General features: G+C 58.9%; 19 protein-coding genes and 2 tRNA genes. 8 read left to right on the plus strand and 13 right to left on the minus strand.

Features of this window, described 5'->3' with window-relative positions:
- Window position 1 precedes the first annotated feature (1 nt).
- The 8 genes from folK (at window position 2) to J3D60_RS16610 (ending at window position 11,283) form a co-directional block, all read left to right on the plus strand.
- Window positions 2-499, plus strand: a complete 498-nt coding sequence (gene folK / locus J3D60_RS16575) for a 2-amino-4-hydroxy-6-hydroxymethyldihydropteridine diphosphokinase (RefSeq protein WP_253492057.1) — start codon at window positions 2-4, stop codon at window positions 497-499.
- Window positions 500-712: 213 nt separating this feature from the next.
- Window positions 713-1,513, plus strand: coding sequence for a 3-methyl-2-oxobutanoate hydroxymethyltransferase (panB, locus tag J3D60_RS16580; protein ID WP_065938273.1), 801 nt, complete (start codon window positions 713-715; stop codon window positions 1,511-1,513).
- Window positions 1,510-2,361 carry a pantoate--beta-alanine ligase gene (gene panC / locus J3D60_RS16585; RefSeq protein WP_027605378.1) on the plus strand — a complete coding sequence of 284 codons (852 nt, stop codon included), beginning with the start codon at window positions 1,510-1,512 and terminating at the stop codon, window positions 2,359-2,361. The genes panB and panC overlap by 4 nt, the downstream gene beginning before the upstream one ends.
- A 223-nt stretch (window positions 2,362-2,584) precedes the next feature.
- A complete protein-coding gene (pgi, locus tag J3D60_RS16590) occupies window positions 2,585-4,249 on the plus strand; it encodes a glucose-6-phosphate isomerase (protein WP_027605377.1) in 1,665 nt (554 codons plus the stop codon).
- A gap of 105 nt (window positions 4,250-4,354) precedes the next feature.
- Window positions 4,355-6,292 (plus strand): acetate--CoA ligase, encoded by a 1,938-nt coding sequence (gene acs, locus J3D60_RS16595; protein WP_253492059.1) that lies wholly within the window; start codon window positions 4,355-4,357, stop codon window positions 6,290-6,292.
- A 15-nt stretch (window positions 6,293-6,307) separates the two neighbouring features.
- Entirely contained in the window at window positions 6,308-7,177 is an 870-nt protein-coding gene (locus J3D60_RS16600; protein WP_253492060.1) for an oxygenase MpaB family protein, read from the plus strand.
- A gap of 67 nt (window positions 7,178-7,244) precedes the next feature.
- Window positions 7,245-8,261, plus strand: a complete 1,017-nt coding sequence (locus tag J3D60_RS16605; protein ID WP_253492061.1) for a class I SAM-dependent rRNA methyltransferase — start codon at window positions 7,245-7,247, stop codon at window positions 8,259-8,261.
- A gap of 88 nt (window positions 8,262-8,349) precedes the next feature.
- Complete coding sequence (locus tag J3D60_RS16610) at window positions 8,350-11,283, plus strand: DUF748 domain-containing protein (RefSeq protein ID WP_253492062.1); 2,934 nt, start codon at window positions 8,350-8,352, stop codon at window positions 11,281-11,283.
- Window positions 11,284-11,463: 180 nt separating this feature from the next.
- On the opposite strand, the gene J3D60_RS16615 is transcribed toward J3D60_RS16610, so the two are convergent.
- From J3D60_RS16615 to glmM, 13 genes are all read right to left on the minus strand, one after another.
- The gene (locus J3D60_RS16615) at window positions 11,464-12,084 is read right to left on the minus strand and encodes a BON domain-containing protein (protein WP_027605372.1); all 621 of its coding nucleotides are present in this window, start codon (window positions 12,082-12,084) and stop codon (window positions 11,464-11,466) included.
- 294 nt (window positions 12,085-12,378) lie between these two features.
- Window positions 12,379-14,484: a polyribonucleotide nucleotidyltransferase gene (gene pnp / locus J3D60_RS16620; RefSeq protein WP_027605371.1), complete on the minus strand. Its 2,106-nt coding sequence runs from the start codon at window positions 14,482-14,484 to the stop codon at window positions 12,379-12,381.
- A gap of 195 nt (window positions 14,485-14,679) precedes the next feature.
- Window positions 14,680-14,949, minus strand: a complete 270-nt coding sequence (rpsO, locus tag J3D60_RS16625; protein ID WP_003176135.1) for a 30S ribosomal protein S15 — start codon at window positions 14,947-14,949, stop codon at window positions 14,680-14,682.
- Window positions 14,950-15,064: 115 nt separating this feature from the next.
- Entirely contained in the window at window positions 15,065-15,982 is a 918-nt protein-coding gene (truB, locus tag J3D60_RS16630) for a tRNA pseudouridine(55) synthase TruB (RefSeq protein WP_027605370.1), read from the minus strand.
- A gap of 3 nt (window positions 15,983-15,985) precedes the next feature.
- Window positions 15,986-16,381, minus strand: coding sequence for a 30S ribosome-binding factor RbfA (gene rbfA / locus J3D60_RS16635; RefSeq protein WP_003176137.1), 396 nt, complete (start codon window positions 16,379-16,381; stop codon window positions 15,986-15,988).
- 159 nt (window positions 16,382-16,540) lie between these two features.
- Entirely contained in the window at window positions 16,541-19,066 is a 2,526-nt protein-coding gene (gene infB, locus J3D60_RS16640) for a translation initiation factor IF-2 (RefSeq protein WP_027605369.1), read from the minus strand.
- A 27-nt stretch (window positions 19,067-19,093) separates the two neighbouring features.
- Window positions 19,094-20,575 carry a transcription termination factor NusA gene (nusA, locus tag J3D60_RS16645; RefSeq protein ID WP_003212187.1) on the minus strand — a complete coding sequence of 494 codons (1,482 nt, stop codon included), beginning with the start codon at window positions 20,573-20,575 and terminating at the stop codon, window positions 19,094-19,096.
- 47 nt (window positions 20,576-20,622) lie between these two features.
- Window positions 20,623-21,081, minus strand: a complete 459-nt coding sequence (gene rimP / locus J3D60_RS16650; protein WP_003235029.1) for a ribosome maturation factor RimP — start codon at window positions 21,079-21,081, stop codon at window positions 20,623-20,625.
- A gap of 140 nt (window positions 21,082-21,221) precedes the next feature.
- Window positions 21,222-21,298 (minus strand) — tRNA-Met (locus J3D60_RS16655).
- A 96-nt stretch (window positions 21,299-21,394) separates the two neighbouring features.
- Window positions 21,395-21,480, minus strand: a tRNA-Leu gene (locus tag J3D60_RS16660).
- A 22-nt stretch (window positions 21,481-21,502) separates the two neighbouring features.
- The gene (secG, locus tag J3D60_RS16665; protein WP_010206600.1) at window positions 21,503-21,886 is read right to left on the minus strand and encodes a preprotein translocase subunit SecG; all 384 of its coding nucleotides are present in this window, start codon (window positions 21,884-21,886) and stop codon (window positions 21,503-21,505) included.
- Between the two features lie 4 nt (window positions 21,887-21,890).
- Window positions 21,891-22,646, minus strand: coding sequence for a triose-phosphate isomerase (tpiA, locus tag J3D60_RS16670; RefSeq protein ID WP_065938278.1), 756 nt, complete (start codon window positions 22,644-22,646; stop codon window positions 21,891-21,893).
- A gap of 66 nt (window positions 22,647-22,712) precedes the next feature.
- Window positions 22,713-24,050: a phosphoglucosamine mutase gene (glmM, locus tag J3D60_RS16675; protein ID WP_027605367.1), complete on the minus strand. Its 1,338-nt coding sequence runs from the start codon at window positions 24,048-24,050 to the stop codon at window positions 22,713-22,715.
- Between the last annotated feature and the right edge of the window lie 12 nt (window positions 24,051-24,062).

Genomic DNA, 24,062 nt, shown 5'->3' on the forward strand with positions numbered 1-24,062 from the left:
CGTGGAACGCATCTACATCGGCATGGGCAGCAACCTGGCAGCCCCGGACCAGCAATTGCGCAGCGCTATCGAAGCGCTGGCGCAATTGCCAGACACTTGCGTCGCGGGTGTGTCCGCCTTTTACCAAAGTGACTCCCTGCTCCCGGGCCAGCCGCGCTACACCAACGCGGTTGCTGCCCTGGACAGCCGCCTTGCGCCACTTGACCTGCTGGATGCGCTGCAAGCCATCGAAAACGACCAGGGCCGCGAGCGCCTGGAGCGTTGGGGCCCTCGCACCCTTGACCTGGACATTCTGCTGTTTGGCGATCGCCTGATCGACGAACCGCGCCTGAAGGTGCCCCATTACCAGATGCACCTGCGTGCGTTTGTGTTGTATCCATTGGCCGAACTGGCGCCTGCCGCATTGCAATTGCCGGATGGAAAGCGCCTCAGTGCCCTGCTTGAAGCCTGCCCGTTTGTCGGCCTGGAACGGCTCCCGGTTGCTGAATCGCGTCAGTAACAGCGGTAACACCGCCATCGTAACAATGCGGTAACACATCCAATTGACTTCCCGTGTCCTCCTCACGACTATAGGCGTCCCGCTGCCGCCAACCCGGCGCTGAAGGGCGCAATCCAGGCCTTATAAGCACTGCTCTCAAGACGGTGCGCCTGAATAACGAAGACTCACGCGCGTAACTCGCTGTTTCCAAGCGCCTGAACGAGGACCCTTTTCATGCCAGACATTACCCTGACCACCTTGCAGAGCCTCAAGCTCAAAGGTGAAAAAATCACCATGCTGACCTGCTATGACGCCACCTTCGCCCACGCCTGCTGCCAGGCCGGGGTTGAAGTGTTACTGGTAGGCGACTCCCTGGGCATGGTCCTTCAAGGGAATGACAGCACCCTGCCCGTCACCACCGATGAACTGGCCTACCACACCGCCAGCGTCAAGCGCGGGAACGACGGCGCATTCATCATCGCCGACCTGCCGTTCATGGACTACGCCACCGTCGAACAGACCTTCCTGAACGCCGGCAAACTGATGCGTGCCGGTGCACACATGATCAAGGTGGAGGGCGCCGTGTGGCTCGCCGAGTCGATTCGCCTGCTGGCTGAGCGCGGCGTGCCGGTCTGTGCACATATGGGCCTGACGCCACAGTCCGTGAACATCCTCGGCGGCTACAAGGTCCAAGGCCGCAACGAAGCCCAGGCGCGCCAGATGCGTGCCGATGCCATCGCCCTGGAGCAGGCGGGCGTTGCGATGATCCTGCTCGAATGCGTGCCCAGCGAACTCGCAGCAGAAATCACACAGGCCGTCAAAGTGCCGGTGATCGGTATTGGCGCGGGCTCGGCCACCGACGGCCAGGTGCTGGTGCTGCACGACATGCTCGGCCTGTCGATTACCGGCCGCGTGCCGAAGTTCGTGAAGAACTTCATGACCGGCCAGGACAGCATCCACGCGGCATTGAGTGCTTACGTCGCCGAAGTCAAAGGCGTGACCTTCCCAGGCGCCGAACACGGATTCTCTGCATGAACACCGTAAAAACCGTACGTGAACTCAGAGCCGCCGTCGCCCACGCCCGCAAGGCCGGCAAACGCATCGGCTTCGTGCCCACCATGGGTAACCTGCACAGCGGCCATGCCAGCCTGGTCAGCAAGGCTGTGCAGCAGGCGGACTTTGTCGTAGCGAGTATTTTCGTCAACCCGCTGCAATTTGGCGCCGGCGAAGACCTGGACAAGTACCCTCGCACCTTGGCCGCCGATCAGGAAAAGCTCCTGCAGGCCGGCTGCAACCTGCTGTTCGCGCCGACCGTCGAGGAGATGTACCCCGGCGGCATGACCGGCCAGACCCGCGTCAGCGTCCCGCAACTGTCCGAAGGTTTGTGCGGCGCCAGCCGTCCCGGGCATTTCGAAGGCGTGGCGACCGTGGTCAGCAAATTGTTCAACATGGTCCAGCCGGACATGGCTGTATTTGGCCAGAAGGACTACCAGCAACTGGCCGTGATTCGCGCCATGGTCCATGACCTGAACATGCCGATCCAGATTATCGGCGAGCCCACCGTGCGCGCCGATGATGGCCTGGCGCTGTCCTCGCGCAACGGCTTTCTCAGCGAAGAACAACGTGCGATCGCGCCGGTGCTGTACCGCAGCCTCAGCCAGATTGCCGCAGCCATCAAAAGCGGTGATCACGACTTCGCCAGGCTGCGTGCCGAACAGGTGCAGCAGATCGAGGCTGCCGGGTTGCGCCTGGATTACCTCGAAGTGCGCCAGGGCGTGCACCTGCGGGCCGCTACGGCGGAGGATCGGGATATTGTGATTCTGGTGGCGGCCTTTCTAGGCACGACCCGCCTGATCGACAACCTGCATCTGACCCTCGACTGACCCCTCTGAACACCCCGCCGATTGCCCTGATCGCTGTGCCGGTATAAAAAAGTACCGGCCACAGCGCAGACAAAGCCAAGACATATCGACACGCTAGGTTTAATGTAATCGCCCTGCGCTATGGTTAGCGCTGTCTGGAACCCAACCCTTGAGATAAGACTGGATGTTCCGGGCTTTGAAGTGTCCTAAAGGCAGTCCCCGTAATAAAAGGAAACCCGCAGCGATGGCGTACTACCGCACCCCTCATGACGTTACCGCTCTGCCCGCCTGGCAAGCGCTCAATCAACATCGCCAAGCCATGCAGGATTTCAGCATGCGCGAAGCGTTCAATGCCGATCCCCAGCGCTTTTCCCAGTTCACCTTGAGCAGCTGCGGACTTTTCCTCGATTACTCGAAAAACCTGATCACCGGCGAAACCCGCGACCTGCTGGTGGGCCTTGCCAACGAAGTGGGCCTTAAGGACGCAATCAACTCGCTGTATGCGGGCGAGCCGGTCAACTCCTCCGAAGGCCGCCCTGCCCTGCACACCGCCCTGCGCCGCCCAGTGGGCGACAAGCTGTCGGTCAACGGCGTGAACATCATGCCGGACGTGCATAAGGTGCTGAACCAGATCACCGACCTGGTCGGCCGCATCCACGACGGCCTGTGGCGTGGCTACACCGAGAAACCGATCACCGACGTGGTGAACATCGGCATCGGCGGCTCGTTCCTCGGCCCGGAGCTGGTCTCTGAAGCGCTGTTGTCCTACGCCCACAAAGGCGTGCGCTGCCACTACCTGGCGAACATCGATGGCAGCGAATTCCATGAGCTGACCATGAAGCTGCGCGCCGAGACCACGCTGTTTATCGTCTCATCGAAATCCTTCAACACCCTGGAAACCCTGAAAAACGCCCAGGCCGCCCGCGCCTGGTACCTGGCCCAGGGTGGCTCGGAAGCCGAGCTGTACCGCCACTTTATCGCCGTGTCGAGCAACAACGCGGCCGCCGTGGCCTTCGGTATCCGCGAAGAAAACATCTTCCCGATGTGGGACTGGGTGGGCGGCCGTTATTCGTTGTGGTCGGCCATCGGCCTGCCAATCGCCCTGGCCATCGGCATGTCCAACTTCAAGGAACTGCTGTCCGGTGCCTACACCATGGACCAGCATTTCCAGAACGCGCCGTTCGAACAGAACATGCCGGTGCTACTGGGCCTGCTGGGCGTGTGGTACGGCAACTTCTGGGGTGCGCAGAGCCATGCGATCCTGCCGTACGACCACTACCTGCGTAACATCACCAAGCACTTGCAACAGCTGGACATGGAATCCAACGGCAAGAGCGTGCGCCAGGACGGCAAGCCGGTGTCCACCGACACCGGTCCAGTGATCTGGGGTGGCGTCGGCTGCAACGGCCAACATGCTTATCACCAATTGCTGCATCAGGGCACCCAACTGATCCCGGCCGACTTCATCGTGCCGATCGTCAGCTTCAACCCGGTGTCCGACCACCATCAATGGCTGTACGCCAACTGCCTGTCCCAAAGCCAGGCACTGATGCTCGGCAAGACCCGCAGCGAAGCCGAAGCTGAGCTGCGCGACAAGGGCATCCCGGAAGACGACGTGCAGAAGCTGGCACCGCACAAGGTGATCCCGGGCAACCGTCCGAGCAACACGCTCGTGGTTGAACGCATCAGCCCGCGTCGCCTGGGCGCCCTGGTTGCGATGTATGAACATAAAGTGTTCGTGCAAAGCGTGATCTGGGGCATCAACGCCTTCGACCAATGGGGCGTGGAGCTGGGCAAGGAGCTGGGCAAGGGCGTATACAATCGCCTCACCGGCGCCGAAGAAACCTTGGCCGAAGACGCTTCGACCCAGGGCCTGATCAACTACTTCCGCGGCCGTCACCGCGGCTGATGCAGGCACCGCAAGGCCAACGTCCGTTTGGACGTTGGCCTTGAACCCTCTCCATACAGGGTGCATCTTTATGACTTGTCGCAAAAACAAGAATAAGGATCGCTCATGTTCGATATCAGCACGTTTCCCACCGCCGATGCCGTCCGCCGGGCTGCGCAACTCAGTCAAGAGGACTACCAGCGCCTCTATCGCCAATCCATCGAACAGCCGGACACGTTCTGGGCCGAACAGGCCAAGGGCTTTCTCGACTGGATAACGCCGTGGCACACCGTCCAGCAGTCAGACATCCAGACCGGTGCCGCCCAGTGGTTTGCCGGTGGCCAGTTGAACGTCAGCTACAACTGCATCGACCGTCACCTGGCGCAACGCGCCGATCAGCCGGCCTTCATCTGGGAAGGTGACGATCCTGCAAAATCGTCCAAAATCACCTACCGCCAACTGCACCAAAACGTCTGTCGCCTGGCCAATGTGCTGAAAAGCCGTGGCGTGAAAAAAGGCGACCGGGTGTGTATCTACATGCCGATGATCCCGGAAGCGGCCTACGCCATGCTGGCTTGCACACGGATTGGCGCGGTGCACTCGGTGGTATTTGGCGGGTTCTCACCGGACGCCCTGCGTGACCGCATTCTGGACGCCGACTGCCGCACCGTGATCACAGCCGATGAAGGCGTGCGCGGTGGTAAGCCGGTGGCGTTGAAACAGAATGTCGACAAGGCCCTGGCCAGTTGCCCCGACGTCAGCACGGTGCTGGTGGTACAACGCACCGGCGCACCGGTGAGCTGGAGCGAAGGCCGCGACCTCAAGTATCAACAGGCCCTGGATGCAGCGAGCGACCATTGCCCTCCAGAACCGATGGACGCCGAAGACCCGCTGTTTATCCTCTACACCTCCGGCAGCACCGGCAAACCCAAGGGCGTGCTGCACACCACGGGCGGCTACCTGCTCCAGGCGGCAATGACCTTCAAGTACATACTCGATTACCGCGACGGTGAGGTGTTCTGGTGCACCGCCGATGTGGGTTGGGTCACCGGCCATAGTTACATCGTGTACGGGCCGCTGGCCAATGGCGCGACCTCGCTGATGTTCGAAGGTGTGCCGAGCTACCCGGACAGTTCGCGCTTCTGGCAGGTCATCGATAAACACCAGGTGAATATCTTCTATACCGCCCCCACCGCCTTGCGCGCGTTGATGCGCGAGGGTCACGCCCCGCTGGAGACGACCTCCCGCGCCAGCCTGCGGCTGCTGGGCAGCGTGGGCGAACCGATCAACCCGGAAGCCTGGGACTGGTACTTCAACGCGGTGGGCGAACAGCGTTGCCCCATTGTCGATACCTGGTGGCAGACCGAGACCGGCGGCATCATGCTCAGCCCGCTGGTCAGCGCCCAGCGGATCAAACCGGGTTGCGCCACCCAGCCGATGTTTGGTGTGCAGCCCGTGCTGCTGGACGAACAAGGCAAGGTCATCAGCGGAGCCGGCAGCGGCGTACTGGCGATCAAGGCCAGTTGGCCGGGACAGATTCGCAGCGTCTACGGCGACCCGCAGCGCATGGTCGACACCTATTTCAAACCCTACCCCGGTTACTATTTCACCGGTGACGGTGCGCGCCGCGATGAGGACGGTGACTACTGGATCACCGGGCGTATCGACGATGTGATCAACGTATCCGGCCACCGTATCGGCACCGCCGAGGTAGAAAGTGCGTTGGTACTGCATGACCAGGTGGCCGAGGCTGCCGTGGTGGGCTACCCCCACGATGTCAAAGGCCAGGGCATCTACGCCTTTGTCACCCCCATGAATGGCGTAGAACCCAGCGAGGCGCTGAAAAAACACCTGCTGGAACTGGTCAGCAAGGAAATCGGCAGCTTTGCCAAGCCGGAACTGATCCAATGGGCACCGGCCTTGCCGAAAACCCGATCCGGCAAGATCATGCGCCGGATTTTGCGCAAGATCGCCTGCAACGAACTGGACAGCCTGGGTGATACCTCGACCCTGGCCGACCCCAGCGTCGTCGACGGCCTGATCGACAAACGCCTGAACCGCTAGGAAACCCGAGTCACCATGGAATTTATCCGCAGCCGTATCGAAACCCAGTTGATGAGCCTCACCGGCTTGTCACTGGGCCAACTGGACCTGGAAAACCCCAAGGGCGATCCGGGCCTGTTCGGGCCGGACTCGATCAGCTGGCAAGTCCATGGTGACTTCAGCAGCATGCTTATCGGCGGTATCAGCGCCTTGATGCTGCAAGCCTTGCACCCATTGGCCCTGGCCGGCGTGTGGGACCATTCGAACTTTCGCCAGGACATGCTTGGGCGCCTGCGCCGTACCTCGCAGTTTATTTCCGGTACCACGTTCGGCGCGCGCAAAGACGCCGACTGGCTGATCGAAAAAGTGCGCACCATTCACCTGCAGGTGGTGGGCCATGCCCCGGACGGGAGGCCTTATGCGGCCAGCGATCCAGCGCTGCTGACCTGGGTGCATGTGGCGGAGGTGAGCAACTTTCTTGCTGCCCACTTGCGCTATCGCAACCCGTACCTCTCTGGCCGTGATCAAGACCGTTACTACAGCGAGATCGCCGTCGTCGCAGAACGGCTCGGCGCGCAGGATGTGCCGCATTCACGCCAGGAAATTTCCGATTACCTTGAGAATATCCGCCCGCAATTGCTGTGCGACGAGCGCAGCCGCGAAGTGCTGCGCCTGTTGCTGAACGCGCCCTCCCCCAGCCTGCTGGCCAAGCCTTTTGGTGCCTTGATGATGCAAGCCGGGATCGACCTGCTGCCGGACTGGGCCAGCACTCTGCTCGATCAGCACCAGAGCCCGCTGCAACGCCGGATGATCCGCGCCGGGGTCAAGCGCAGCGCGCCGTTGTTGCGCTGGGCGATGCGTAACGGTTCGGTGCAGCGTGCACACCGGCGGATGGGGTTGATGTAGGCAACGCGCCATAGCTGCTAAACTCCGCGCCCTTATTTCCCCCATTTACCTAAGCAAGGCGCGCTCCATGTCTCCCTTGAATCAGGCGCTGCGCGCCGCCCTCGATCATCGCCAGGATCTGATCAGCGAACTGCACGCCCAGGGCACCGACTGCTATCGGCTGTTCCATGGCAGCCAGGAAGGCGCCGGCGGCCTGACCATCGACCGCTATGGCCCGCAGTTACTGGTGCAAAGCTTCCATCAGTCGCTGGAAACCGCCGACCTCCTGGACATGCACCAACTGATCAACCAGTACATGGGCCTGGAGTTGCTGCTGGTCTACAACGACCGCTCCCGCGGAAACTCGCGGGTCGATCGCGAAGATTCGGTATACCGCGCCGAACCTGCCGCGCTGGAAGACCTGGTCGGCCACGAATGGGGCCTCAATTACCGTGTCCGTGGGCGCCACGCCGGCCAGGACCCACTGCTGTTCCTCGACCTGCGCAATACCCGCGGCTGGGTCAAGGACCACAGCGCCGGCAAAAGCGTACTGAACCTGTTTGCCTACACCTGTGGGGTGGGCCTGAGCGCCGCTGCCGGTGGTGCGCGCGAGGTATGCAACCTGGACTTCGCCGAGGGCAACCTGGCGGTGGGGCGAGAAAACGGCCAGCTCAATCCACAGCTTCCCACCATGGAGTTCGTGCAATCGGACTACTTCCCGGCGATTCGCCAACTGGCCGGGCTGCCGATCACCCAGCGTCGCGGGCAGAAACTGCCGAGCTATCCGCGCCTCGAGCAGCGTCAATATGACCTGGTGTTGCTCGACCCGCCGGCCTGGGCCAAGAGTGCCTTCGGTACCGTTGATCTGTTACGTGACTACCAGAGCCTGCTCAAGCCGGCACTGCTCGCCACAGCAGACAATGGCGTGCTGATCTGCTGTAACAACCTGGCAAAAGTCAGCATGGAAGACTGGCGTGACCAGGTTTTGCGCTGCGCCGAGAAAGCCGGGCGTCCGGTACGCGACTGGCAAATCATGACGCCTGGCGCGGACTTCCCTTCACAGGATCAACAGCCACCGTTGAAGACCCTGATCCTGCAGTTGTAGTACTTTTCCCATGTTCCTCGGTGCTTCGGAACCGAAATCCCGTGCCATACTCCAAGGCACTCCTGTTTGACATAGATGGCGCCGCCCCATGCCCAAAGGATTGATTCGCGCCACTGGCGCCTTGTTGACTGCCCTCGCGTTGTACAGCTTGCTGGGCTTTCTGATTTTGCCTGGCATCGCCCTTCGTATTGCCAACCAACAGTTAGCCAATTACGCCACGGTGCCGGCACGCATCGAGCGGATCGAACTTAACCCGTTCAGCCTGGAAGTCACGGTTTGGGGCTTGAAAATCGGCGAACCGGGTAAGGAACAGGTAGGTTTCGAACGGCTTTACGCCAACCTGCAGGCCGATAGCCTGTGGACCCGCGCCCTGCACCTGGCGGATGTGCAACTGGACAAGCCCAGGACCGAGTTGTTGTTCGACAAGTCAGGCCAGCTGAATCTGGCGCAGTTGTTCAAGCTGCCACCGAGCGAGCCGACCCCGGCAGACCCTGACGCCAAGCCGTTCCCGCTGCGTGTCGACAGCATCAAGCTGGCTGGCGGTTATTTGCATTTCCAAGACCTGCGCCCCAGCGAACCCATCGAATTCCTCTACGACACCCTCGACTTCGAACTGAAGAATCTCAGCACCCTGCCGGAAGACAATGCGGACATGACCTTGGTCGCCGCCGGCCCTGAAGGCGGACAGATCGACTGGAAAGGCAACTTCAGCCTGGTGCCGATCACGTCCGAAGGTACGCTCAAAGTCACCGGCGGCAAAATGAAAGCCTGGTGGCCTTATGTACGTGACGCCTTACCCCTGGTACTTGAAGACGGCGTGCTCAACTTCAGTACCGAATACAGATTCAGCCTGGCCAAAGAGACCGAGCTGAACCTGACCAACACCGCCGCCAGCATCGCACCGTTCGCGATCAAGGCCCCGGATGGCCGGCCGTTGGTGCGCCTGGAGCGTTTGGACGTCAGCGAGACCACGGTGGACCTGGCCAAACAGCAGGTGGTGGTGGGCAAGATCCGCAGCAATAAACTCGAGACCTGGGCGGCTCGTGAAGCGGATGGGCAACTGGACTGGCAAAAACTGTTCGCCGGCCAGCCGAACAAACCGGCCAAGGCGCCGGAGCCTGCGACTGCACCCGCCACTGCCGACTCGCCAAAGCCTGCGCCCGTCGCCCCAAGCAAGCCCTGGCAAGTGCTGCTCAAGGATGTACAGCTGCGCAACTACCAAGTGCACTTGGCCGACCGCCAGGCCAAACCTGCAGTGGCGCTGGAGCTCGGCCCGTTGAACGTCGACGTGCAGAACTTCGACAGCCTCAACCAGAGCCCTTTTACCCTGAAGGTCGACACCGGCCTGGGCAAGCAGGGCAAGATCCAGGCAACCGGCACGGTTAACCTCAACCCGGTCAGCGCCAAGTTGAAGGTCAATACCAAGGACATCGACCTGCGGGTCGCCCAGTCCTATATCAGCCCGTTTATCCGTCTGGAGCTGCGCAGCGGCATGCTTGGCAGCGACCTCGACGTGAACCTGAAAAGCACCGACCCTCTGGCGCTGCAGATCACCGGCCGCGCGCAGGTTGACCAGTTGCATACCCTCGACACCCTCAAGACCCGCGACTTCCTCAAGTGGCAGCGCCTGGTGCTCGAAGGCGTGAACTACCAACACGGCGACAGCCTGTCGATCGACAAGGTCAACCTGCTGCAGCCCTATGCGCGGTTCATGATCAACGATGACCGCACCACCAACGTCGACGACTTGCTGATCCCGCAGCCGGCCGACAGTGGCGCCAAATCGTCAGCCAAACCTGCCGCGAGCAAAGAAAAACCCCTGGGCATCCATATCGGGCAAATTGCGATCAACGACGGTTCGGCCAACTTCGCCGACTTCAGCCTCACCCCCAACTTCGCCACGGCGATCCAGCAGCTCAATGGGCAGATCGGCACCATCGACAGTCGCCAGGCCAAGCCGGCGAGTGTTGACATCAAGGGCAAGGTGGACCGTTATGCACCGGTCACCATCAAAGGCAGCGTGAACCCGTTTGACCCGATGGCGGCGCTGGACATCGCCACGAGCTTCAAACGTGTCGAGCTGACCACCCTGACGCCTTACTCGGGCAAGTTCGCCGGTTTCCGCATCCGCAAGGGCCGCCTCAACCTGGACCTGCACTACGTGATCACCAAGGGCCAATTGAAGGCTGAGAACAAAGTGGTGGTCGAGCAATTGCAACTGGGCGAAAAAGTCGACAGCGCCGATGCCGTGGACCTGCCGATTCGTCTGGCAATCGCCTTGCTCAAGGACAGCGACGGCAAGATCTCCATCGAACTGCCCGTATCCGGTGACCTGAATAACCCGCAATTCAGTGTGATGCCCATTGTGTGGCAAACCCTGCGCAATCTGGTGGTGCGGGCGGCCACTGCGCCGTTCAAGTTTATTGGCGGATTGGTCACCGGAGGCGGAGCGCAGGACCTGGGCAGCGTGTCGTTCGCGCCGGGCTCCAGCGAGTTGAACAAAGACGCCGAAGGCGCTCTCAACACCTTGGCCAAAGCTTTGAAAGAACGCCCTGCCCTACGCCTGGAAATCGAAGGCACGGCCGCAGCCAGCAGCGACGGCCCATTCCTGGCGGCCCAGCGGCTGGAGCGGGAATACCAATACAACTACTACAAAATGCTGCAGCGCCGTGGCGATAAAGTCCCGGCGCAGGCGTCCTTGCTGGAAGTCCCTGAGAGCGAAAAAGCCCCCTTGCTCGAAGGTATTTACCGCACCCGCTTGAAACAGCAGCCTCCGGCAGAATGGAAGGACCTGAGCAGCAGTGACCGCTCCGCCAGGCTGAAGGAGGGCGTGATCAAGTTCTGGAGCGGCAGTGACGTGCTGCTGCGCCAGTTGGGCCAGGACCGTGCGAGCACGATCAAGGACTACCTGGTGGATAAAGCCCAGCTGGAGGACGACCGGGTCTACTTCATTGACGCGCAACTGGGCCAGGCAGAGAAAGACGGTCGAGTGATAACGCCGATGCACCTGGACGCCGAGTAGGCGTCCACAGCAAGCCGCTGGCGCATTACTTTCCCGCCCCAATAGAACAGGCCCCGACACAGAAGTGCCGGGGCCTGTAATGACCACATCCGTGTGGTCGGTCGCATGAAACTTAGAGGTGCATTGAGTGGATATCTAACTCACGCGCCGCCGCCGCTAGTTCAGACGAGTGCTTGAGCGTTACTCTGCTTTCAGGCCATCGGCCGATACAGCTTTAACGCCTTTGATTTTCTTGGTGATGTTCACCGCGGTCGTTTTCTGTGCCTCGGTCACAGCGACCGAAGAGGACAGGGAAACTACACCCTTGTTGGTTTCGACTTTGATGTCGGTGCCAGGAATGCCTTTCTCGGTGACCAGGTCAGCTTTGACTTTGGTGGTGATCCAGGTATCGGAGGTTGCGCCTTTGGCGTCAGCCGCTGCACCTTTGGTTTTGTCGATGTTGTCTGCCTTGGTAGCGCCGCCAGCCAACAGGCCGTCAGCAGAAACTGCGGTTACACCTTTGATTTTCTTGGTGATCGCTACGGCAGTTTCTTTCTGCGCGTCCGAAATGGCTACGGTCGAAGACAGGGAAACCACACCTTTGTTGGTCTCAACCTTGATGTCCGAACCAGGAATGCCTTTTTCGGTCAGCAGATCGGATTTAACTTTGGTGGTGATCCAAGTATCCGAAACGCTTTCTTTTGCCTTGGTGGCTTCACCGGCCGCCAGGGTCATTGGAGCTTGGGAAGTCTGGGCAAAGGCCACGTTAGCACCCATGGCCAGGGTCAGAGCGGTAGCAGTAGCGAGAGCGAACTTCTTCATACGAGTAACTCCTGTTTTATTAAAAGTCTGCAGTGTGTGAACCTTGATGCTGCAGCGTTAACAGGGTTATTGCAGGCAGTGTGCCAAGTCGCCATGGAAGATTAAATCGTTAAAAATCATACACTTATAAAAACACCCGAATTTCGGAATCGTGCAACTTGCATGAACGCCATCGTGCCTGCGTGCAAGTTGCGGCTTTTGCGATTTACTAAGCGTCTGATTTTTCGGCATTTTCCTTCAGGCGTAAAAAAAGGACTCCGAAGAGTCCTTTTTTTCAGCGTTAGCTTGGGGTAATTAAACGCCCGAAGCCTTGGCTGCTGCTACGTCCTTGATGGACAGCTTGATACGGCCGCGGTTGTCCACGTCCAGTACCAGCACTTCCACTTCCTGGCCCTCTTTCAGAATGTCGGTCACTTTCTCAACGCGAGCGTCGCTCAGCATGGAGATGTGAACCAGACCATCTTTGCCTGGCAGGATGTTGACGAATGCGCCGAAGTCGACGATGCGCTCAACCTTACCGACGTAGATCTTGCCGATCTCGGCTTCAGCGGTGATGCCCAGGACGCGTTGACGCGCAGCTTCTGCAGCTTCCTTGGTTTCGCCGAAGATCTTGATCGAGCCGTCGTCTTCGATGTCGATCGAAGCCTTGGTCTCTTCACAGATCGCACGAATGGTCGCGCCGCCTTTACCGATAACATCACGGATTTTGTCGGTGTCGATTTTCATCGCGATCATGGTCGGAGCATTTTCCGACAGTTCGGTACGGGACTGACCAATGATCTGGTTCATCTGACCGAGGATGTTCAGGCGCGCTTCCAGGGCTTGGCCCAGGGCGATTTCCATGATTTCTTCGGTGATGCCCTTGATCTTGATGTCCATCTGCAGCGCGGTAACACCTTTGGCGGTACCGGCTACTTTGAAGTCCATGTCGCCCAGGTGGTCTTCGTCGCCCAGGATGTCGGTCAGGATTGCGAACTTCTCGCCTTCTTTAACCAGGCCCATGGCGATACCGGCAACTGGCGCCTTCATCGGCACACCCGCGTCCATCAGCGCCAGGGAAGCACCACAGACCGAAGCCATGGAGCTGGAACCGTTGGACTCGGTGATTTCCGACACCACACGGATGGTGTACGGGAACACGTCAGCAGCAGGCAGCATGGCCTGGACCGAACGACGGGCCAGACGGCCGTGACCGATTTCGCGACGACCAGCGCCACCCATGCGACCACACTCGCCCACCGAGAACGGCGGGAAGTTGTAGTGCAGCATGAAGGGGTCTTTTTTCTCGCCTTCCAGGGTGTCCAGCAGCTGTGCGTCACGGGCAGTACCCAGGGTCGCAACGACCAGTGCCTGGGTTTCACCCCGGGTGAACAGTGCCGAACCGTGAGTCTTCGGCAGAACACCGACTTCGATGTTCAGCGGACGAACGGTGCGGGTGTCGCGGCCGTCGATACGTGGCTTGCCGTTAACGATGTTTTCGCGAACGGTGCGGTATTCGATTTCACCGAAGGCTGCTTTGACTTCGCTGGAAGAAGGCTGGCCTTCTTCGCCGGACAGCTTGGCAACAACCTGGTCCTTCAGCTCACCCAGGCGAGCGTAACGATCGGCCTTGACGGTGATGGTGTAGGCGTCGGAGATCGCAGTGCCGAACTCGGAGCGGATAGCGCCCAGCAGTTCGGTGGCTTCGGCTTGCGGAGCCCAGGCCCAGGTCGGCTTGGCAGCTTCGGCAGCCAGTTCTTTAACAGCGTTGATCACAACCTGGAACTCGTCGTGAGCAAACAGTACTGCACCCAGCATCTGGTCTTCGGTCAGCTCTTTGGCTTCCGATTCAACCATCAATACGGCTTCCGACGTACCGGCAACGACCATGTCCAGGCTCGATGCTTTCAGTTGCTCGTAAGTCGGGTTCAGCAGGTAACCGGTGCTTTCGTGGAAAGCAACGCGGGCTGCGCCGATCGGGCCATCGAAAGGAATACCGGAGATGGCCAGGGCTGCCGAAGTACCGATCATCGCAGCGACGTCAGGATCGGTTTTCTTGCTGGTGGAAACGACGGTGCAGACAACCTGCACTTCGTTCATGAAGCCTTCTGGGAACAGCGGACGGATCGGACGGTCGATCAGTCGGGAAGTCAGGGTTTCTTTCTCGGAAGGACGGCCTTCACGCTTGAAGAAACCGCCAGGGATCTTACCTGCAGCGTAAGTCTTTTCCTGGTAGTGAACGGAAAGAGGGAAGAAGCCTTTGCTTGGGTCAGCGTGCTTGGCGCCAACAACGGTCACCAATACGGTAACGTCGTCATCAACGGTAACCAGCACTGCGCCGGAGGCTTGACGGGCGATACGGCCTGTCTCGAGGGTAACGGTCGACTGACCGAACTGGAATTTTTTGATAACCGGGTTCACGGTGTCCTACCTTCTTTGTGGCTCTTGGGGAACTTGTCTTCTTGCGAAATTCGTGGGCAATGTCGGGAATCGGCCCAACCCTTGTCCAGGGGTAAAACGTGTATCCAGATAAAACTTGAGGCTGGGAGCCTACCATGGGCCAGCGGGAATCCCACTGACACACGGCAGACAACCAACCTCTAGCGCAATCGCTGATTAGCGACGCAGACCCAGGCGACCGATCAGAGCCTGATAACGACCCAGATCCTTGCCTTTCAGGTAGTCCAGCAGCTTACGGCGCTGGTTTACCATGCGGATCAGACCACGACGGGAGTGGTGATCTTTACCGTTGGCCTTGAAGTGACCTTGCAGCTTGTTGATGTTGTGGGTCAGCAGTGCAACTTGCACTTCTGGCGAACCAGTGTCACCAACAGCTTGCTGGTAGTCAGCTACGATTTGTGCTTTTTCTTGAACGTCGAGAGCCATGAGGCAATCCTTTTTTCAGGAAACCACCCAAAGGGCAGTTTCAACAGGCCAGGGACAAATCCCTGTATCTAAAAATGAGTGTTGACCGTGCCTGTTAACAGCCACACTCGTTCGGTCATTCTGACCGAATCAGTCGACGTGGCGCGATGCGCCCGTCTTCGCTCACTTCACCGATACCGATAAAGCGACCGTTATGATCCTGTACCCGCACCATGCCGAACTTCGGGGCATCCGGGGCGCGTACCGGCTGGCCGTTTAGCCAGTAGAACGCGCTATGTTCCGAAAAGTGCAGTAATGGCCAATCCAGCAAACCACTGTCCGACGGCATCAGGAAGCGATCAACCGCTTCGTTGCCACCTTCGGCGTGTACCGCCTCCAACTCTTCCAACGTGACCGTCTGGGCCAGGCTGAAAGGTCCGGCCTGGGTGCGTCGCAGTTCAGCTACATACGCGCCGCAACCGAGCTGCTCACCAATATCTTCCACCAGGGTACGGATATAAGTGCCTTTGCTGCAGTCCACGGCCAAGCGTGCGGTGTCACCTTCACAGGCGAGCAATTCCAAGCGCGCAATAGTAACAGAACGCGGTTCGCGCTCCACTACTTCGCCCGCACGTGCCAGCTTGTAAAGGGGCTGCCCATCACGCTTGAGCGCCGAGTACATCGGCGGTATCTGACTGATTTGCCCACGAAAAGCAGGTAAAGCAGCTTCGATATCAGCACGACCAACGGTCACGTCGCGAACCTGCAAAACATCACCTTCGGCGTCTGCCGTGGTGGTGGTCTTGCCCAGTTGCATCAGGGTTTCGTAACCCTTGTCGGAATCGAGCAGGTATTGCGAGAACTTGGTAGCCTCGCCAAAGCACAACGGCAGTACACCGGTGGCCAGGGGATCGAGGCTGCCGGTGTGTCCGGCCTTCTCGGCATTGAGCAACCAGCGGACCTTCTGCAACGCGGCATTGGAGGTGAAGCCAATCGGCTTGTCGAGCAGAATGATGCCGCTGACGTTGCGACGGATACGTTTGACCTGAGCCACCGCTTACTCCTTGGCGTCTTCAGGTGTGGATGGGTGCTGGCTGTCTTCAGCCACGGCGCGCTCGATCAGTGCCGACAGATGCGCGCCACGCACGACGCTTTCGTCGTAGTGAAAGTGCAACTGGGGCACGCTGCGCAGCTTCATTTCACGGGCCAACTGCATGCGCAGGAAACCTGCCGCCGAGTTGAGCACCTTGATGCTTTGCGCGATTTCTTCGCTGTTGTCCTGCCCCATCACGGTGATGAAGATCTTCGCGTGACCCACGTCACGGCTCACTTCAACAGCGGTGATGGTGACCAGGCCAACGCGGGGGTCTTTGACTTCGCGACGGATCAGTTGGGCCAGCTCACGCTGCATCTGATCGCCGATACGCTGGGTACGGCTGTATTCTTTTGCCATGTCTTGTTACCTGTTACTGCCACACGGTGAAACCCATGGGGTCTGAAAGCGGCAAACGCCCGGCCTGACAAAAGCCAGACCGGGCGTTGCGTTTAGAGTCCGCACGCTGCGCGGGGCATTTGCATGCCCACACGCGGCGTGGTTCCTGAAGTGCGCGAGTTAGAGGCTGCGAGCAACCTGAACCTTCTCGTAGACTTCGATCTTGTCACCAGCCTTGACGTCGTTGTAGCTCTTGACGCCGATACCGCATTCCATGCCGGCACGCACTTCGGAAGCGTCATCCTTGAAGCGGCGCAGGGATTCCAGCTCGCCTTCGAAGATAACGATGTCTTCACGCAGTACACGGATTGGACGGTTACGGTACACGGTACCTTCGATAACCATGCAACCGGCGATCGCACCGAATTTCGGCGAGCGGAACACGTCACGAACCTCGGCGACACCCAGGATATTCTCCCGGACGTCACTGCCAAGCATGCCGGTGAGGGCTTTCTTGACGTCTTCGATGATGTCGTAGATGACGTTGTAGTAACGCATGTCCAGACCTTCCTGCTCGACGATCTTGCGAGCGCCAGCATCGGCACGCACGTTGAAGCCGAACAGTACAGCGTTGGAAGCCAGTGCCAGGTTGGCGTCGGACTCGGTGATACCACCGACACCGCCACCGACAACACGCACTTGCACTTCGTCGTTACCCAGGCCATTCAAGGCGCCGTTCAACGCTTCGAGGGAACCACGAACGTCAGACTTGAGGACGATGTTAAGCGTCTTCTTCTCGGCCTGGCCCATGTTCTCGAAGATGTTTTCCAGCTTGCCGGCATGCGCGCGAGCCAGTTTGACTTCACGGAACTTGCCTTGACGGAACAGAGCCACTTCACGGGCTTTCTTCTCGTCAGACAGCACGCTCATCTCGTCGCCAGCGTCCGGAGTACCGTCCAGGCCGAGGATCTCGACAGGGATGGAAGGACCGGCTTCCTTGATTGGCTTGCCGTTCTCGTCGAGCATGGCACGTACACGGCCATAGTTCGAACCGACCAGTACCATGTCGCCTTGACGCAGGGTACCGTCTTGAACCAGTACGGTTGCAACCGGGCCACGACCTTTGTCGAGACGCGACTCAACCACAACACCACGACCTGGGGCCGATGGGGTTGCTTTCAGTTCAAGTACTTCAGCTTGCAGCAGGACAGCTTCGAGCAGTTCGTCCACGCCAGTACCGACTTTCGCCGAAACCGAAACGAATGGCGTATCACCGCCCCACTCTTCAGACGTCACGCCATGAACCGACAGTTCGCTACGGATGCGATCGAGATCGGCGCCCGGCTTGTCGATCTTGTTCACGGCAACAACCAGAGGAACACCAGCGGCTTTAGCGTGCTGGACAGCTTCAATGGTCTGCGGCATCACGCCGTCGTCCGCTGCAACGACCAGAATCACGATGTCAGTCGCCTTGGCACCACGGGCACGCATTGCGGTAAACGCGGCGTGACCTGGGGTGTCGAGGAAGGTGACCATGCCGCGCTCGGTTTCAACGTGGTACGCACCGATGTGCTGGGTGATACCACCGGCTTCGCCAGCAGCTACCTTGGCACGACGGATGTAGTCGAGCAGCGAAGTCTTACCATGGTCAACGTGGCCCATTACGGTCACGACTGGCGCACGGGAGAATGTCTCGCCTTCAAACTTCAGGGACTCTGCCAGGGAGTCTTCCAGGGCGGTGTCGCTGACCAGGGTCACTTTGTGGCCCAGTTCTTCGGCTACCAGTTGAGCAGTTTCCTGATCAAGCACCTGGTTGATGGTCGCTGGAGTACCCAGTTTGAACATGAACTTGATGATTTCAGCAGCCTTGACCGACATCTGGTTGGCAAGATCGCCAACCGTGATGGTCTCGCCGATCTGCACATCACGCACGACAGGGCCGGTTGGGCTCTGGAAACCGTGGGCGTTGCGTTTCTTCAGCTTGGCCTTGCCGCGACCACCACGACGGAAGCCATCGCTTTCTTCGTCGGTAGTCCGTGGAGCAACGCGTGGAGCAGGCGCTTTCTCTTTGACCGAAGCACGATGGGGAGCGTTTTTGCGCTCGCCATCGCCACCACCACCGCGACGATTGTTATCGTCGGCACGTGGTTTATCCGGACGACGAGGTTCCTCGCGCTTGCGGGCATCGGCAGCAGGTGCTGGTGCAGCGGCAACCGGAGCGGCCTCACGCACAGCGTCTGCAGGAGCGCCAGGCGCGGCTACCGCTTCAGTGGAAGCCGTTTGCGCAGCAGCAGGCTGACGACGCGCTTCTTCTTCGGCGCGACGCTTGGCTTCTTCTTCAGCCTTCTGACGTGCAGCATTTTCTACTGCGCGACGTTCTTCCAGTTCGCGTTTGCGCTCGGCTTCGATTTCTTCCGGGCTGCGCTGTACGAAGACTTTCTTCTTGCGTACTTCAACGCTGATGCTCTTGCTACCCGCAACCCGCAGGGTGCTGGTGGTTTTGCGCTGCAATGTAATCTTGCGCGGTTCTTCCACTTTCGCCTTGTGGCTGCTCTTCAAGTGAGTCAGCAAAGACTGCTTCTCACTATCGCTCACACCTTCATCGGCGGCGGTGTGCGGCAGACCTGCCTCACGCATCTGCTGCAACAGGCGCTCTACCGGTGTTTTGACCTCATCGGCCAGTTGTTTCACCGTGACTTGCGTCATGCACTTCTCTCCTCAGGCCGCGCCTAATTACTCGAACCAATGGGCTCGGGCGGCCATGATCAACTTGCCGGCACGATCATCGTCAATGCCGTCGATGTCGAGCAGATCGTCAATAGACTGCTCGGCCAGGTCTTCGCGGGTAATTACGCCGCGCACCGCCAGTTCCATCGCCAAATCCTTGTCCATACCCTCAAGCGAGAGCAGGTCTTCGGCCGGATGGGCGTCTGCCAGCTTTTCCTCAGTAGCGATGGCTTTAGTCAACAAACGATCCTTGGCCCGAGCGCGAAGCTCGTTGACGGTGTCTTCGTCAAAGCCGTCGATGTTGAGCATTTCTTCCAACGGTACGTAGGCAATCTCTTCCAGGCTGGTGAAGCCTTCATCTACCAGCACCTGCGCCAGGTCTTCGTCGACTTCCAACTCGTCGATGAAGTTGCGCAGGATGTCACCGGTTTCAGCTTGCTGCTTAGCCTGGATGTCCGATTCGGTCATTACGTTCAGGGTCCAGCCGGTCAACTGGCTGGCCAGACGCACGTTCTGACCACCACGACCAATGGCCTGGGCCAGATTGTCTGCGCCAACGGCGATGTCCATTGCATGGGCATCTTCGTCAACGATAATTGCCGCCACTTCAGCCGGCGACATGGCATTGATCACGAACTGCGCCGGGTTATCGTCCCAGAGGACGATGTCCACACGCTCACCACCCAATTCGCCCGACACTGCCTGGACGCGCGAACCGCGCATACCGATGCAAGCGCCTTGCGGGTCGATGCGTTTGTCCTTGGAGCGGACCGCGATCTTGGCACGCGAACCCGGGTCGCGGGACGCAGCCATGACTTCGATCAGGCCTTCGGCAATTTCCGGCACCTCGATACGGAACAGCTCAATCAGCATTTCCGGCGCAGTACGCGACAGGATCAACTGAGGGCCACGGTTCTCGGTGCGGATTTCCTTGAGCAGCGCACGCAAACGCACGCCAACACGGAAGGTTTCGCGGGAGATGATGTCTTCGCGGGCCAGCAACGCTTCAGCGTTGTTGCCCAGGTCGACGATCACATTGTCGCGGGTAACTTTTTTCACGGTGCCGGAGATGATTTCCCCCAGACGCTCGCGATAGGCATCAACGACTTGAGCGCGCTCAGCTTCGCGAACCTTCTGCACGATGACCTGCTTGGCGGTCTGTGCAGCAATGCGGCCGAACTCGATGGACTCGATCTTTTCTTCAACGACATCACCGACCTGGGCGCCTGGGTGCGTTTCAGCAACCTTGCTTGGCCAGGTTTCGATGGCCGGATCATCAAGATCGGCCTCTTCGACGACCGTCCAGCGACGGAAAGTCTCATAGGCACCGGTGTGGCGGTTGATTTCCACACGCAGATCAACTTCGTCTTCAAAACGCTTTTTGGTAGCAGTGGCCAGGGCCAGCTCCAGCGCTTCAAAAATCACGTTTGCCGGTACGCCCTTTTCATTGGATACCGACTCAACAACCAGCAGTACTTCTTTGCTCATCGTACGCCTCGCCTTTCGCAAGCCATTGGATCCGCGGGATCCGCGTCTCAGTCAAAACTGGGAATAATGTTGGCCTTGTCGATCATATCGATCGGCAACAGGAACTCATGGTCTTCTACCTGCACCACGACATCCTGTTCTTCTACACCGCGCAGAAGGCCCTGAAAGTTGCGACGCCCTTCGAACGGGGATCGCAGCTTGATCTTCACTTGTTCACCGGCAAATTTTGCAAACTGATCAATAGTGAACAGTGGGCGTTCCATGCCTGGCGAGGAAACTTCGAGGGTGTATTCAACGGAGATAGGATCTTCAACATCCAGAACACCGCTGATCTGACGGCTGACAATGGCACAATCGTCCACCAGCACGCCGCCCTCTTTATCGATATAAACGCGCAACATTGAGTGGCGACCTTGAGCCGAAAACTCAATACCCCAGCATTCATAGCCTAGGGCCACGACCACCGGGGCCAACAAGGCCTGCAACTCTTCTAGCTTGCTCGACACCTGAACCCCCTCGTGCATGTATGTGCATGCTGTGCAAAATAAAAAAATGGGCGAAACGCCCATCCTTGAAACGCCGTCGAACAGCGGCGTTGAAAGTGTCCAGCTAACAAAAAGCCCCTTAAAAGGGGCTCCGCTAAAACTGGTTGCGGGGGCCGGATTTGAACCGACGACCTTCGGGTTATGAGCCCGACGAGCTACCAGACTGCTCCACCCCGCGACAAAGCTGGGGCGGAAGTATACGACCGATCCCTTACAGGGTCAATGTAACCTTCCACCTACAAGAAAGCCCGCAACAGCGGGCTCTCCTGATAATTGGTACCGAGAAGGGGACTCGAACCCCTACACCCTATGGGCACAACCACCTCAAGGTTGCGTGTCTACCAATTCCACCACCTCGGCAATACAGCGTTTACAACCCTTCTTACTTCTGCTCTTGAGCTGGAGGTACGTCAGTCGCTGGAGTAGCCGACTTTTGCTCTTGAAGCACCGGGACATCATCAGAAGCCGGTTTTGCCTTTGGTACTTCCAACACTGCTGGGTTTGGCAAACCTACTTGAGTCAGCACATGAGCTTTCTCTTTAGCAAAGTAACCTAACCCTAAGCTGGTTATGAAGAAACCGGCGGCAAGTATAGCAGTAAACTTACTAAGAAAGGTAGAGGAACCTTGGCTTCCGAACACAGTATTTGAAGCACCTGCACCGAAAGACGCACCAGCATCCGCACCTTTACCCTGTTGCAACAAAACCAGGGCAACTACGCCCAGGGCAGCCAACAGATGAAAAACGACTACGACTGTTTCCAGCATTTTTTCAGTTTCCCGCGGCGCGACAAATCGCACCGAACTCATCTGCATTCAGGGAAGCTCCACCAATGAGCCCCCCATCGATATCCGGCATGCCGAACAGTTCGACCGCATTGGCCGCCTTCACGCTGCCGCCGTATAGAAGCCGCACACCTTGTGCGACTTCAGAATTCTCTGCCGCCAACTGAGCGCGAATGGCTGCGTGCACATCCTGCGCCTGTTGCGGTGTAGCAGTCAGCCCGGTACCAATGGCCCAGACCGGCTCGTAAGCAATTACCGCCTTTGCGAACGCACCAACACCCAGCTCCTCGATGATGCTGCCAAGCTGACGCGAGACAACTTCAAGAGTCTTGCCCGATTCACGCTGCTCAAGGGTCTCCCCAATACACAACACCGGAATCAAGCCACAAGCCTGCGCTGCTGCGAACTTGCGATTGAGTGTCCCATCACGCTCGCCCATCATCTGACGGCGCTCGGAGTGCCCGACGAGCACATAGGAACAACCCGCATCAACCAGCTGACTCGGTGCAATCTCACCGGTCAACGCACCTTGCATGGCTTCCACCGCAGAGTTCTGCGCGCCGACCTGAATCGACTTACCTTTCAAGCCATCCACCACTTGGGTGATATGCAAGCAAGGCGGGAACACCGCGATATCAACACCGCCAGGCAAGGCCAAGTGACGAAGGCCATTGATCAGCTCAGCGACACTGGCGCGGGTACCGTGCATCTTCCAGTTACCAGCTACCATAGTGCGACGCATGCTGTACCTCGTCGGTCAAAGTGGGCGCAGATGTTACCCAACCACATCATCACTGGCAAGCCGAATTCAGGCGCAAACTTCAGTTACCAGTTTTGCCAGGTCCTCGGCATGACCGCGAACCTGTATTTCGTCGTCACCTTCGACCATGACGCGCACCAAGGGCTCTGTGCCGGACTTGCGTAGCAATACCCGTCCACGACCAGCCATTGCCAGGGTCGCGCGCTCGCAAGCCTCTTTGACAGCAGGGTGCTCGATCGGGTTTTCCCCACCTGCGAAACGCACGTTCAGCAATACTTGCGGACATTTGCGCAAAGCCTGACGCGCCTGGGCCAGGCTCTCTTCGCGGCGACGCAAAGCCAATAACACCTGCAACGCCGCAATAATCGCGTCACCGGTGGTGGTGTGCTGGAAGCACACCACGTGCCCGGAGTTCTCACCACCTACCTGCCAGTTACGCTCCAGCAGCTCGGCGATCACATACCGGTCACCGACATTGGCACGAACAAAAGGAATACCCAGGTCTGCCAACGCCAGCTCAAGCCCCAGGTTGCTCATCAGCGTACCTACGACACCGCCTTGCAGCTTGTTACGCTCGTGCAGGTCGCGGGCAATGATGAACAACAGATCATCGCCGTCCACCACGGCACCCGTGTGGTCAACCATCAGCACGCGGTCGCCGTCACCGTCGAAGGCAATCCCGAGGTCGGCGTGCTCGGCCAGGACAGCGGCCTGCAACTGCTCCATATGGGTGGAGCCGCAGTTTTCGTTGATGTTCAATCCGTTGGGTTGAGCCGACAGCACTGTCACGTCTGCGCCAAGCTCCCTGAATACGCTTGGCGCGACTTTATAGGTCGCACCATGGGCGCAGTCGACAACAACCTTCAAGCCAGCAAAATTGGTACTGGTAGGCACACTGCTCTTGCAGAACTCGATATAACGACCGGACGCGTCATTGATGCGCGACACCTTGCCCAGCTTGCTGGACTCGACCACGGTCATCGGCGCATCCAACAGTTCTTCGATCATCAGCTCAATCTCATCCGGCAACTTGGTGCCCTGACCGGAGAAGAACTTGATGCCGTTGTCGTCATGTGGGTTGTGCGAAGCACTGATCACAATACCGGCCTCAGCGTGAAAGGTACGCGTCAGGTATGCAATCGCGGGCGTCGGCATTGGCCCCAGCAACATCACATCGGCGCCTGCGGCGGATAAGCCGGCCTCAAGCGCTGATTCAAACATGTACCCCGAAATTCGGGTGTCCTTGCCCACCAGGATGCGGCATGCCCCCATGCTGCGGAACGCCATGCCCGCCGCCCATCCAAGCTTAAGCATGAAATCAGGAGTAATCGGAAACTCGCCGACCCGACCACGGATACCGTCGGTGCCAAAGTATTTTTTAGTCATAAGTGCTCCATC

Source organism: Pseudomonas sp. S3E17 (assembly GCF_024168685.1).
GTDB lineage: Bacteria > Pseudomonadota > Gammaproteobacteria > Pseudomonadales > Pseudomonadaceae > Aquipseudomonas > Aquipseudomonas marginalis.